12 protein-coding genes are annotated in these 13,522 nt (G+C 47.8%); all 12 read left to right on the top strand.

Annotation, left to right across the window (positions count from 1 at the left end):
• The first annotated feature begins 176 nt into the window (after nucleotides 1–176).
• From purE to M3M36_RS03625, 12 genes are read left to right on the top strand one after another with little or no spacing between them, the layout of a single operon-like run.
• Nucleotides 177–665 carry a 5-(carboxyamino)imidazole ribonucleotide mutase gene (gene purE / locus M3M36_RS03680; protein ID WP_252773290.1) on the top strand — a complete coding sequence of 163 codons (489 nt, stop codon included), beginning with the start codon at nucleotides 177–179 and terminating at the stop codon, nucleotides 663–665.
• Nucleotides 662–1,786: a 5-(carboxyamino)imidazole ribonucleotide synthase gene (gene purK, locus M3M36_RS03675; RefSeq protein ID WP_252773289.1), complete on the top strand. Its 1,125-nt coding sequence runs from the start codon at nucleotides 662–664 to the stop codon at nucleotides 1,784–1,786. Before purE ends, purK begins: the two co-directional genes overlap by 4 nt.
• A gap of 18 nt (nucleotides 1,787–1,804) precedes the next feature.
• On the top strand, nucleotides 1,805–2,557 hold the full coding sequence (locus M3M36_RS03670; RefSeq protein WP_252773288.1) for a phosphoribosylaminoimidazolesuccinocarboxamide synthase: 753 nt from the start codon (nucleotides 1,805–1,807) through the stop codon (nucleotides 2,555–2,557).
• A 16-nt stretch (nucleotides 2,558–2,573) separates the two neighbouring features.
• Nucleotides 2,574–2,822 (top strand): phosphoribosylformylglycinamidine synthase subunit PurS, encoded by a 249-nt coding sequence (gene purS, locus M3M36_RS03665; protein ID WP_252773287.1) that lies wholly within the window; start codon nucleotides 2,574–2,576, stop codon nucleotides 2,820–2,822.
• A gap of 14 nt (nucleotides 2,823–2,836) precedes the next feature.
• Nucleotides 2,837–3,511, top strand: a complete 675-nt coding sequence (gene purQ, locus M3M36_RS03660; RefSeq protein WP_252773286.1) for a phosphoribosylformylglycinamidine synthase subunit PurQ — start codon at nucleotides 2,837–2,839, stop codon at nucleotides 3,509–3,511.
• Nucleotides 3,512–3,541: 30 nt separating this feature from the next.
• A complete protein-coding gene (purL, locus tag M3M36_RS03655) occupies nucleotides 3,542–5,785 on the top strand; it encodes a phosphoribosylformylglycinamidine synthase subunit PurL (RefSeq protein ID WP_252773285.1) in 2,244 nt (747 codons plus the stop codon).
• 11 nt (nucleotides 5,786–5,796) lie between these two features.
• Nucleotides 5,797–7,338, top strand: coding sequence for an amidophosphoribosyltransferase (purF, locus tag M3M36_RS03650; protein WP_252773284.1), 1,542 nt, complete (start codon nucleotides 5,797–5,799; stop codon nucleotides 7,336–7,338).
• Nucleotides 7,339–8,397, top strand: a complete 1,059-nt coding sequence (gene purM / locus M3M36_RS03645) for a phosphoribosylformylglycinamidine cyclo-ligase (protein WP_252773283.1) — start codon at nucleotides 7,339–7,341, stop codon at nucleotides 8,395–8,397.
• Entirely contained in the window at nucleotides 8,382–8,987 is a 606-nt protein-coding gene (gene purN, locus M3M36_RS03640) for a phosphoribosylglycinamide formyltransferase (protein ID WP_252773282.1), read from the top strand. Before purM ends, purN begins: the two co-directional genes overlap by 16 nt.
• On the top strand, nucleotides 8,984–10,510 hold the full coding sequence (gene purH, locus M3M36_RS03635) for a bifunctional phosphoribosylaminoimidazolecarboxamide formyltransferase/IMP cyclohydrolase (protein ID WP_252773281.1): 1,527 nt from the start codon (nucleotides 8,984–8,986) through the stop codon (nucleotides 10,508–10,510). Before purN ends, purH begins: the two co-directional genes overlap by 4 nt.
• Nucleotides 10,511–10,528: 18 nt before the next feature.
• On the top strand, nucleotides 10,529–11,791 hold the full coding sequence (gene purD, locus M3M36_RS03630) for a phosphoribosylamine--glycine ligase (protein ID WP_252773280.1): 1,263 nt from the start codon (nucleotides 10,529–10,531) through the stop codon (nucleotides 11,789–11,791).
• A 10-nt stretch (nucleotides 11,792–11,801) separates the two neighbouring features.
• Nucleotides 11,802–13,469, top strand: a complete 1,668-nt coding sequence (locus M3M36_RS03625) for a formate--tetrahydrofolate ligase (RefSeq protein ID WP_252773279.1) — start codon at nucleotides 11,802–11,804, stop codon at nucleotides 13,467–13,469.
• The last annotated feature ends 53 nt before the right edge of the window (nucleotides 13,470–13,522 follow it).

The raw sequence follows: 13,522 nt of genomic DNA, 5'->3' as shown, positions 1-13,522 counted from the left end.
CGGGTTTTAAACGATTGTTCGGTTTTGGTCTGGAATTCCCTCTTTATATGAGAAAATTATTATTAAATAACGAACACAAGTCATGTTAGTTTTGTTATCATGTCTTTAAAGCGAACTGCATTTTTTTAAAGTGGCTCTATATCGATAAAACACGAACAATACAGGAGGCGTACCGCATGACAGCGCGCGTAGCAGTGGTGATGGGTTCTAAAAGTGACTGGCCAACGATGAAGCTGGCTGTTGATTTGTTGCAAGACTTAGGGATTGCAGCAGAGAAGCACGTAATTTCAGCCCACCGAATGCCAGTTCAACTACAGGAGTTTGGGTCACAGGCCAGAGAGAATGGCTTAGAAATTATTATTGCCGGAGCGGGAGGGGCCGCTCATTTACCTGGCATGTTAGCTGCCAGTACAACAATCCCCGTCATCGGGGTCCCAGTTAAGTCCAGCAACTTAAATGGTCTTGATTCACTCTTGAGTATTGTTCAAATGCCCGGCGGGGTGCCGGTTGGCACAATGGCCATCGGGAATTCTGGTGCCAAGAACGCGGCCCTATATGCCGCTTCGATTTTGTCATTACAAGATGAAGAAGTTGCCACTAATTTGGCGGATTTCCGCGCTAAGCAAACTGCTAGCTCGATTGAAAGCGAAGGGGAGTTGCAATGACAGAGGCAAACCGTTACCTCGAACCAGGGAAGACCATCGGAATCATCGGTGGTGGTCAGTTGGGGCAAATGATGGCCCTTTCAGCAAAAGAAATGGGTTATCAGGTACTGGTCTTAGATCCAACCCCAGACTGTCCCACCGCTCAAGTTTGTGATGACCAAATCGTGGCTGAATACGACGATCAAATGGCCCTCCAAGAGTTGGCGGATCGGTCGGATGTTTTGACTTATGAATTTGAAAACGTCAGCCAAGCGGCCTTACAGGAATTAAAGGATGCCTATATCCCACAGGGCGTGCGACTCTTAGAAATCACCAGTAATCGTTTGGCGGAAAAAGCCTTTATTCGCGATGAAGCACAAGTACCGGTTGCTAAGTTTGCCCGGGTTGAGAGCCCAGCGGATTTAGAGCAGGCGATCACCAAGGTGGGCTTGCCAGCTATTTTAAAAACGGTTAGTGGTGGTTACGATGGCCATGGTCAATTTGACTTGAACACCGCTGCTGATGTTGAAGAGTTGAAGGGCAATTGGCCTGGTGGCGTGCTGATTTTAGAAGAAAAGATTGTCTTTACCAAGGAAGTCAGCGTCATGGTAACTCGAACGAAGCAGGGCCAATTGGTCACGTGGCCAATTTCTGAAAATGTCCACCAAAATCATATTTTGAAGACCTGCATGATTCCCGCAGCGATTGCCAAAGATCACGATAGCCAAGTCTATGAAATTGCCAAGACGATTGCCGATCAGCTTGATTTGCGCGGGGTCTTAGGCATCGAACTCTTTGTTAACCAGGAGAGCAATCAGGTGTGGGTCAATGAGTTAGCGCCACGGCCACATAATTCTGGTCATTACACGATTGAAGCCTGCAATATTTCTCAGTTTGAAGGACATATTCGCAGCATCGTCGGCCTACCAATTCCAGCAATTAAGCTCCATGACCGTGCGATGATGGTCAATTTACTTGGCGATGAATTGTTAAAGGCACGCCAAGCCTTCCCTGACCATGCCGATTGGCATTTCCATGATTATGGCAAGGCGGCCGTCAAGCCCGGTCGGAAAATGGGTCACCTTACGGTGGTTGGTCAACCGGCTATTGCAGATTTAAGCACATATTTCCAAACAATTTAATCAGGAGAGTAAGGAAAAATGATAGAAAATACAGTTGAATTTGACGGACAGCAGCTTACCCGCGGTGACTTGCTGTATGAAGGAAAGGCTAAGCAGGTCTTTGCGACTAATGATCCGGCCATTATCTGGATGCATTACATGGACCAGGTCACAGCCTTGAACGGAAAAGTTAAGGAAGAATACAGTGGCAAGGGCGAGTTAAATTCAAACATCTCAAATCTCCTTTTTACTTACTTGTCTAACCAAGGCTTGCAACACCATTGGTTGGGGTCAATTTCTGCAACCGATGAGCTGGTGAAGAAGGTGGACATTATTCCTTTGGAAGTGGTTACTCGTCACTATACAGCGGGGCACTTTGTTTCTCGCTTCGGGGTCGAACCAATGCAAAAGTTGTCACCCCGTGTGCAGGAACTGTATTACAAGTCGGATGAGCTGGATGACCCTTTTATGAACGACTCACAGGCAGTATCCTTGCGCTTTGCCAGCGAAGCTGATTTAAAGACGGTCTATGGGTTGGCTGACAGGGTCAACGAACTCTTGGTGGCCTTGTTTAACAAGGTTGACATTACGTTACTTGACTACAAATTAGAATTTGGCCGTTTAGCTGATGGGCAAATCATCTTGGCCGATGAACTTTCACCGGATAACATGCGTTTGGTTGATCAAAAGACGGGCAAGTCACTTGATAAAGATGTTTTCCGCCAAAAGCAGGGGGACTTGCGTGTTGGCTACCAGGATGTATTGGCACGCCTCCAAGGCGCGTTGAAGTAAAAGGAGTACAGGAAAAATGTATTTGGCAAAAATTTACGTAACCTACAAGCCATCAATTTTGGACCCGCAGGGGGTTGTTATTAAATCAGCCTTAGAGCGCTTGGAATACCAAGGAATCGAAGATGTTAGTCAAGGAAAATACTTCCAGGTGAAGTTAACCGGTGTCGATAAGGTTGCCGTTGCCAAGGAAGTTGAATCATTGGTTGAAGAATTATTAATTAACCATAATACCGAAACCTATACTTACGATTTGGAAGAAATTTAAAAAGGAGACCACCCATGAAAGCTGCTGTCATTACTTTTCCAGGTTCTAATTGTGATATGGATATGTATCACGCTTTGGAATCGTTTGATGTTGATGTTGATTTGTTAGACGATCAGGCCAGTGACCTTTCAGCATACGATGCCATCTTTATTCCAGGCGGCTTTTCTTACGGTGATTATCTCCGTTCAGGTGCTGTTGCTAAGTTTTCACCGGCAATGGACGCTGTGAAGGCCGCTGCCGCAAACGGGCAGTTGGTTGTTGGTATTTGCAATGGTTTCCAGATTTTGACGGAAGCTGGGCTGTTGCCTGGTCAACTCCTGGTTAATGAGCAGCCTGGTTTTATTTGCGATGAAGTCAACTTAGTGTTGGAAAATGCAGAGAGTAACTTTACCAACACGATGGGTAAGGGGGCAGTCTTGAAGGTTCCAATCGCTCACGGTGAAGGAAACTATGTTACTGATGAAGCCACTCTCAAAGAGTTGGAAGATAACCAGCAAGTCATTTTCCGCTACCAAGAAAACGTTAACGGTTCAATGAATAAAATTGCCGGTGTCACAAATAAGGCAGGCAACGTTTATGGCATGATGCCCCACCCTGAACGAGCTGTTGATGCTTTAACTGGTAATGACAGTGGCCGTGCTTTCTTCGAAAGCCTCTTACACGCAGTTGATCAAAAAGCCCACGCCTAAGCAAGACATCCGTTTTAAAGGAGAATTTGGATGAGTACCCAACAAACTAACCCAATGGCAAATGAGCCCAGCCCAGATATGATCGCTGAAAAGCGGATTTATGCCGATTGGGGCCTAACAGACCATGAATATGATTTGATTGTGGAACACCTTGGCCGCCGGCCAAATTATACCGAAGCTGGTATTTTTTCTGGAATGTGGTCAGAACACTGCTCTTACAAGAAGTCAAAGCCCGCGTTGCGCAAGTTCTGGTCGAAAAACGAACGTGTCTTACAAGGCCCTGGTGAAGGTGCCGGTATCTTAGATATTGGGGATGGCCAGGCCGTCGTTTTTAAAGCTGAGAGCCACAATCATCCTTCCTTTGTCGAACCTTATGAGGGGGCTGCAACCGGTGTTGGTGGTATTTTACGCGATATTTTCTCCATGGGTGCCCAACCAATCGCCGTTTTGGATTCTTTGCGCTTTGGTCAATTAGACAATGCCAAGACCCGTCAAATCGTTGATGGTGTCATTGCCGGGATTGCCGGATATGGGAATGCCATCGGGATTCCGAACTTGGGTGGTGAAATTGCCTTTGATGAATCGTATGCGGGAAACCCACTGGTCAACGTGATGTCAGTTGGTTTGGTTAACCAAAATGAAATGCAAGTTGGTCAGGCTAAGGGGTCAGGCAACACGATTATCTATGTTGGCGCGAAAACGGGTCGAGACGGCATCAATGGGGCAAGCTTTGCCTCAGCAGAATTTTCATCAACAGAAGAATCCGACCGTTCTAATGTTCAGGTTGGAGATCCTTTCTTGGAAAAGTTGGTGATGGACGCCACGATTGATGCTATTAAGAAATATGGTAAGAGCATTATCGGAATCCAAGACATGGGCGCTGCTGGTTTACTGTCATCAAGTTCTGAAATGGCCTCAAAGGCCGGTACTGGAATCGAATTGAACCTTGATTTGGTTCCCCAACGAGAAGCTTCGTTGACACCGTACGAATTGATGTTGTCCGAGTCACAAGAACGGATGTTGCTGGTCGTCCAAAAGGGCGAGGAACAACCAGTAATCGACCTCTTTGAAAAGGCCGGTTTGGATGCCGTTGCAGTTGGTACGGTGACAGACGACGGCCGTTACCGTTTGAACTTCCACGGCGAAACAGTGGCTGATGTGGACATTGACTTTTTGACAAACGCACCTGAGCCAAAGTTGGCCCAGGAAGAACCTGCTCGTTTGAAGGAAGCTCGTGCTGACCAATACCAACCAAACGTGGCAGATGCCAACCAGGTCTTGCTTGATCTTTTGGCACAGCCAACGATTGCCTCCAAGGCCAGCCTCTTTCGTCACTTTGATTCCCAAGTCCGTGCCGATACTGTGGTCAAGCCGGGCGGGGATGCTGGGGTTGTGCGCATTCGCGGAACAAAGAAGGCTTTGGCGATGACGACCGATGTTAACAGTCGCTACGCCTACTTGAACCCCTTTGTGGGTGGTCAAATGGCTGTGACCGAAGCTGCCTCAAACCTGGTAGCGACAGGTGCTTTGCCAATCGGAATGACGGACTGCTTGAACTTTGGTTCGCCCGATAATCCAGCAGTTTATTATGAGTTACATCAGTCAGTTGAAGGCATCACGGAGATGGCCAAGCGCTTAAATACTCCCGTTATTTCTGGCAATGTCAGTCTTTATAACGAAACTGACAACCAGGCCATCTTGCCAACAGCCATGGTCGGCATGGTTGGTTTGATTGCTGATAATCAACACATTACCCGTGCCGAATTCCAAAACGAAGGCGACCAGGTTTACCTGGTAGGAACTATTGGGGATTCCTTTAACGGTAGCGAAATTCAAAAGATGCAGACTGGTGAAATTGCTGGTCAGTTAGCTGATTTTGACGTAGACGCTGCCCAAGTAAATCAGGAATTTGTTTTGCAGGCAATCGAAGCCGGTTTGGTTACCAGTGCACACGACTTAAGCGAAGGTGGTTTGGCCGTGGCTTTGGCTGAAGCGACCTTCCCAAATGACTTTGGAGTGCAAGCTGATTTTCCAGGAACGACTGCACAACTGTTTGCGGAAGTGCCAGGCCGCTTTGTATTGTCAGTACCGAGCGAACAAGCAGTTGCTTTTGAACAAAAGATGACCGAAACGAAGGCAGTGGTTGCTAAGTTGGGTCAAGTAACGACGGATGCAGTCATCGCCATTCAAACACAGGATGGCCAAGTAATGGTTGACCAAAAGGCCGCCAAGGCAAGCTATCAAGACGCGATTCCGCAATTGATGGCTGAATAAGGAGCACACCAATGGATCAATATGTGAATGAAGTGACCGAACAAGCGGCTTACTCATCATTAAATGAAGAATGTGGCATCTTTGGTGTCTGGGGTCGTGATGATGCGGCCAATTTGACCTATTATGGTCTGCACGCTTTGCAGCACCGTGGTCAAGAAGGAGCCGGTATTGTTGCCAATAATCAGGGACACCTGTGGCAGGAACGCGGGATCGGCCTTGTTGCCGAAGTTTTTGCTGACCCCCGTCGTTTGGAAGCCCTCAAGGGCCAGGCGGCGATTGGCCACTTGCGTTATGCAACGGCCGGGGCCCATGGAATTGAAAATATCCAACCCTTGATGGCTAATTTTCATGACATGCAACTGGCTTTGGCCCACAATGGGAACTTAACTAATGCACAAACATTGCGCAACCAGTTGGAAGAAGATGGCTCTATTTTCCAGTCCTCATCGGATTCTGAAATTATTTTGCACCTGATTCGTCGCTCACAGGCCGAGACCTTTGATGAAAAAATCAAGGACGCCTTGAATCAATTGCGTGGTGGCTTTGCTTTCTTGTTGCTGACCCCACACGCTTTGTATGCCATGTTGGATCCACACGGTTTTCGACCATTTGTTATTGGTCAGATGCCGGATAATGGTTCTTACGTGGTTACTTCCGAAACGGCTGCGCTCCATGTTGTTGGGGCAAAGTATGTGCGTGATGTCCAACCTGGTGAGTTGATTCGTATTGATCAGGATGGCATGAACATCACTCATTACACAGAAAAGACGACATTGAATGTCGATGTGATGGAATATGTTTACTTCGCCCGTCCTGATTCGGATATTCACGGCATTAATGTTCACCAAGCGCGGAAGCGAATGGGGGCTGCGCTCGCAAAGGAACAGCCGGTTCCTGGAGCTGATATCGTTGTTGGCGTACCAAACTCCAGTTTGTCTGCCGCCAGCGGTTATGCCGAAGGCGCTGGAATGCCAAACGAAATGGGCTTGGTCAAAAATCAGTATATTGCCCGGACATTTATCGAGGCCACCCAAGATAAGCGCGAACGCGCCGTGCGGATGAAGTTATCTGCCGTTGAAGCTGTGGTGAAGGACAAAAACGTTGTCCTCGTTGATGACTCCTTGGTTCGTGGTACAACTTGTCGTTATATTGTCCGGATGCTCAAAGAAGCTGGGGCGAAATCAGTCCATGTTCGGATTGCGAGTCCAATCTTTAAGTACCCAGCTTTTTATGGGATTGATGTCCAAACCCGGGCTGAATTGATGGGCAATAATCATAGCTTGGACGAAATGACTGAATTAATCGAAGCGGATTCATTGGAATTCTTGAGTAACGAGGCTTTGGTGGCATCAATCGGTTTGCAGATGCCAGATGGTGGAACTGGCTTAACGACGGCTTACTTTAGCGGCCATTATCCAAGCCCGATTTATGATTATAGCCCAGAAATGGCTGAAGCCAAAGCAAGTGGTGAGGTCACTTTTGCTGAAGAACCAACCAGCTTGTATGTTCCACAAAATCCAGCAGAAGATCAGCGAGTAGAAGGAGCAAATTAAATGGCAAAAGAGCACAACGCTTATGAGGCAGCTGGGGTTGACATTGAGGCCGGTAACCAGGCCGTTGAGTTAATGGCCGAGGCCGTTGCGGATACTTACACACCAAATGTTGTCTCCGGACTAGGGGGATTTGGGTCTGTTTATGCCCTTGATGCGGGTATGCAGGAACCGGTCCTGATTTCCGGAACTGATGGTGTTGGCACTAAGCTCCTTTTAGCAATTGCCGCTAACCGGCATAATACGATTGGTCAAGACCTGGTTGGGATGGTTGTGAATGATATTTTAGCTCAGGGTGCCAAGCCAGCCTTTATGCTGGATTACCTGGCCGTCGATAAGATGCGACCAAAAGTTGCTGCTGAAATCGTGACGGGGATTGCCAAGGCGGCTAAGGAAGCGCAAATTGCCTTGGTTGGGGGAGAAAGCGCAGAATTGCCCGGTTTGTACCAGCCTCATCACTATGATCTAGCTGCCTTTGCGGTTGGTGTGGCTGAAAAAAACCGATTGCTAACAAATGAGACCGTTCAGGTAGGCGATGTTTTGATTGGATTGCCATCCTCTGGTGTTCATTCCAACGGTTATTCGCTGGTTCGTCAGATCTTGGGTATCCATGATGATGTCAAAGCCTTTAATGATTTGCCAGATCACTTGCAGGAAGAAATTTTGGCGCCAACGAAGTTGTATACTAACGCCTTGTGGCCATTGGTTGAGCAGGAGTTGGTACACTCAGCCGCCCATATTACGGGTGGTGGCCTTGTTGAAAACTTACCACGAGCATTACCAAAGAATGTTCAAGCAAAAATCAGCTGGGGCACATGGCCGATTTTGCCCATCTTTAAGAAGTTGCAAGAGGCCGGTAACTTATCGCTCGATGAGATGTTGTTGACCTTTAACAACGGCTTGGGCATGGTTTTGATGGTTCCGGCTGACAAAGCGGGTGTGATTTTGGATCAATTGGCAGAACGCTCTGAACCAGCCTATCGGATCGGTGAAATCGTGCCAGCTGAAGCAGATCGTGAACCGGTCTTCTTTGAGGGGGATGCGCCATGGCCAGAAAAATAAAGCAACGAAAGGCCCGGTTGGCGGTTTTTGCTTCTGGAACGGGAACAAACTTTTCCGCCCTGCAGGAAGCAATTGTTAATCAGGACCTACCGGCAGAAATCGTTTTAGTCGTGGTTGACCACCAGGATGCGCCGGTTATCCAGCGCGCAGCGAAGTGGGCTATTCCGGTTTTTAAGGTTCGGTACCCAAGTTATGAAAATAAGGCGGCTGCCGAACAAGCGATTGTTGCCGAATTACAGGAGCACCAAGTTGATGGTATTTTGCTGGCCGGGTATATGCGTATCTTAACAGAAACACTGCTTTGCGCCTTTCCGCAAAAAATTGTGAATCTGCACCCTGCGTTGTTGCCTAAGTTCCCAGGTCGCCATAGTATCCTCGATGCTTATGAGGCTGGTGTAGGGGAAACGGGTGTGACCGTGCACTTCATCGACAACGGCATTGATACTGGACCAGCGATTGCCCAGCAGGCTGTGCCACGAATGCCAGAAGATTCACTGACAGATTTGACTGAACGAATTCACGCAGTTGAACATGAACTTTATCCAGCAGTATTAGCTGATTTACTAGAAAAAGGGGTATTTTTACAATGAAACGGGCCTTGTTAAGTGTTTCCGATAAGACGGGTTTGGTAGACTTTGCCAAGCAATTAGTAGCATTAGACTTTGAATTGGTTTCAACCGGCGGTACACACAAGGCTTTGGCCGATGCTGGTTTGGATGTGATTGGGATTGAAGAGGTTACGAACTTCCCAGAAATGTTAGATGGTCGTGTTAAGACTTTGCACCCCCGCGTGCACGGTGCATTGTTGGCCCGGCGTGACTTGCCTGAACACATGGCGACTTTGAAAGAACATGGCATTACACCAATTGATCTGGTAGTTGTAAACTTGTACCCATTTAAGAAAACCATCTTGAAGCCCGACGTAACCGATGCGGATGCGATTGAAAACATTGATATTGGCGGCCCATCAATGTTGCGTTCGGCAGCCAAGAACTTTGCTGCTGTTTTGCCAGTTGTTGATCCAACTGATTACGAAGCAGTGATTGCCCACTTGAAGAGTGGCGAAGACGACCAAAAGTTCCGCCGCCAATTGGCAACGAAGGTCTTCCAACACACAGCCGTTTATGATGCCTTGATTGCTTCTTACTTGACTGACAAGGAATTCCCAGAACAATTGACGATTTCTGGTGAAAAGTTTGACGACATGCGCTACGGGGAAAATCCAGACCAAAATGCTGCCGTTTATACGAGCGCTTTGCCTGAAAAGTATTCAATCTTAAATGCTGATATTTTGCACGGGAAGCAATTGTCTTACAATAATATTCGCGATGCCGATGCGGCTTTACGCATCATCGCTGAATATGAGGAAACGACAGTCGTCACAGTTAAGCACATGAACCCCGCCGGAATTGGTCAGGGTCAAACGGTTGAAGCAGCTTGGGACCAAGCCTTTGCTGCTGATGATATTTCAATTTTTGGTGGTATTGTTGCCTTGAACCGCGAAGTTGACTTGGCAACTGCCGAAAAAATGCACGCGATTTTCTTGGAAATCATTATTGCCCCAAGCTTTACCAAGGAAGCCTATGAAGTTTTGGCTAAGAAGAAGAACTTACGTCTTTTGACTTTGTCTTTTACAACGGCTATTCCAAATCAGACTGAAGTCACTTCTGTCTTGGGTGGCTTTGTGGCCCAGGATCGTGATTTGTTGTCCGAAACGGCAGCTGATTTTAAGGTTGTATCAAAGGCACAGCCAACTGCCGAACAGTTGCAGGCAATGGTCTTTGCCCAAAAGGCTGTTAAGCATACCAAGTCCAACGCCATTGTAGTGGCCCGCGATGGCCAAACATTGGGGGTTGGGGCTGGTCAACCGAACCGAATCGATTCAGTGAAGATGTCCATTGCAAAGGCTAAGACAAAGCCTGGCTTTGAGGATGCTGTTTTGGCATCCGACGCCTTCTTCCCCATGGACGATTCAGTGGCTTATGCCGCTGAAAACGGTATCAAGGCAGTGGTTGAACCTGGTGGATCAATCAAGGACCAAGACTCAATTGATAAGGCCAATGAATTGGGCTTGGTTTTGGTCTTCTCAGGTCGTCGTCACTTCAAGCATTAAGCAAGAGGAACAATCGTTATGGCAAAGGTATTAGTAATTGGTTCAGGTGCACGTGAACATGCGCTCGCCCAAACATTTTTGAGAAGTCCCCAGGTCGATGAAGTTTTCGTAGCGCCTGGTAATGATGGCATGCAGGAAGAAAACCTGACTCGGTTACCCATTGGAGCAAACGACTTAGACACCTTGGTGCAGGCTGCTCAAGAGCAACAGGTCGATTTGACCTTCGTTGGCAACGAAGATCCTTTGATTTTAGGGATTGTCGACCGTTTTGAGGCCGCCGGTTTGAAGATTTTTGGCCCCAATGCCGTTGCTGCACAATTGGAAGGGTCAAAGACCTTTGCCAAGGAAGTTTTAACCACTAACCAAATTCCAACGGCTAAGGCTGTTACGGTGACAAGCCAAGACGAAGCCAAGACAGCGATTGCAAATTTTGATTGGCCAATGGTTTTTAAGCTTGATGGGTTGGCCCTTGGTAAGGGTGTTACGATTATTGAAGACCAATCGAGTGCCGATGAATATCTGCAAAGCTTGTATCAGAAAGACCCGGTTGCTAAATTAGTGATTGAGGAATTCTTGAACGGTGTTGAATTTTCCATCTTTTCCTTAGTCGGCCAAGATGGCCGGGTTGTGCATACACCAATGGCCCAAGACCATAAGCGTCGCTATGACCATGACCGTGGACAAAATACTGGTGGGATGGGGGCCTATAGCCCACTTTCTTGGTTGCGTCCAGCAGATGCGAAACAGGCAGTTGATGAATTAGTAATGCCCATGTTAGCCGCCATGGCTGATCGGGGAACACCCTTTACCGGTGTCTTATATACCGGAGTGATGTTAACTGCAGCCGGGCCAAAGGTGATTGAGTTTAACGTTCGCTTTGGTGATCCAGAGGCCCAGGTGGTCTTGCCTCAGCTCCAATCTGATTTTTATCAATTGATTTTGGATTTGCTAGCAGGTAAAAAGCCCGAAGTACACTGGCAAAGCGATGATGTATACTTAGGGGTGGTATTGGCTGCGCCAGGCTATCCACAGGCACCCGAAAAGGGTGGTGTGGTACCAACGACGGTCGAGTTGTCACCATTGACGGTCAATTATGCTGGTGCTAAACTTGCTGAAAATGGCTTGGTTGCTAGCGGAGGTCGTGTGGCCACGGTTGTTGGTCATGGCGAGGACACGGTGCGTGCGCAAGCCTTAGTATATGATGTTTTGGATAAGACCCATGGTGACTTAGTTTACCGTCATGACATTGGTCATTGGGCGGTTGACTTAGCGAAAGAATGAGGATGTGCGAGTGAAAACAGATATCGAAATTGCACAAGAAGCGGTTGTTCAACCAATCGGCGAGATTGCTGAAAAAGTAGGCTTGAAGGCGCATGAAATTGAACCTTACGGCTATGATAAGGCTAAGATTAACCTAGATAAAAGCGTTGATCGTCAATCAGACTTGGGCAAGCTGATTTTGGTAACGTCGATTAATCCGACACCAGCTGGTGAAGGAAAGTCAACTGTAACGGTTGGCTTGGCGGATGCCTTAAGCCTGGCTGGACAAAAGACCATGATTGCCTTGCGGGAGCCTTCTTTAGGACCAGTAATGGGTCTCAAGGGTGGGGCAACCGGTGGCGGCTACTCACAAGTGATTCCAATGGCTGATATCAACTTGCATTTTACTGGTGATTTCCACGCCCTGACTAGTGCCCACAATACGTTAGCGGCAGCGATGGATAATAGTATTTACCAAGGTAACCCGTTAAAGATTGATCCACGTCGCATTTTGTGGAAGCGGGTTTTAGATATTAATGATCGCGCTTTGCGTCACACAACGATTGGTCTTGGTGGACCCACCTCGGGTGTGCCGCGTGAAGATGGCTTTGATATTACGGTTGCTTCCGAGTTGATGGCTATCTTGACACTATCAACTGATTTGCAAGACTTGAAACAGCGAATTGAAAAAATTGTCGTCGCCTATAATTATGATAAAAAACCGGTAACGGTTGCTGACTTAGGTGTGGCTGGTGCCCTGACAGTCCTCTTGAAAGACGCGATTAAACCAAACTTGGTCCAAACGTTGGCCCACACACCATCTATTATTCATGGCGGTCCCTTTGCCAATATTGCCCAGGGAACAAACTCAGTTTTGGCAACGAAGACGGCATTGCAGCTGGCGGATTATGTTGTCACGGAAGCTGGATTCGGTGCGGACCTTGGTGGTGAAAAGTTTATGGACATCAAGGTGCCAAAGCTTGGTAAGGCACCCGATGCGGTTGTCGTTGTTGCGACCGTCCGTGCTTTGAAACATCACGGTGGGGCCGCATTAGCTGATTTGAACCAAGAAGACCTGCTGGCTTTAAAGGGCGGCTTGGAAAACCTTGGTCAAAACATTAAGGCCATGCAACGCTATGGTCGCCCAGTTTTGGTCGCCGTGAACCGGTTTACGGCTGATACCGACGCTGAAATTAAGCTGATCGAGGACTTTGTGGCAACGCTTGGTGCCCAGGTCTTCTTGGCCGATGTGTGGGCACAAGGCGGTGCTGGCGCCCAGGACCTCGCCCAAGCGGTGATTGAAACCAGCGCCCAGGCGGATGCTGATTTTACCCCACTGTACCAGGAAGATGCGCCTGCATTAGAGAAGTTGCAGGCCATTGTTGAAAATATTTACGGCGGCGTAGCTGTCGAACTATCTGCTAAAGCGGAAAAGCAATTGACGGACTTTGCGCAATACGGTTGGGATAAATTGCCAATCGTGATGGCGAAGACGCAATACTCGCTTTCTGATGATCCGAAGAAATTAGGTGCACCAAAGGACTTTACGGTTCATATCCGTGAGTTTGTACCTAAGCTTGGCGCAGGATTCTTAGTGGCCCTGACTGGGTCCATTTTGACTATGCCTGGTTTGCCAAAGCATCCGGCCGCCTTGGATATCGATATCGATGAAAACGGCCAGATTAGCGGTTTGTTCTAATGATATCAATGATGAAAGGTTTTGTTTTGGCTAGCCTTTTTCTTACTTAAGCT

The organism is Fructobacillus americanaquae (genome assembly GCF_024029775.1).
Taxonomy (GTDB): Bacteria; Bacillota; Bacilli; order Lactobacillales; family Lactobacillaceae; genus Fructobacillus; species Fructobacillus americanaquae.
This window is presented reverse-complemented; position numbering and strand designations above follow the sequence as displayed.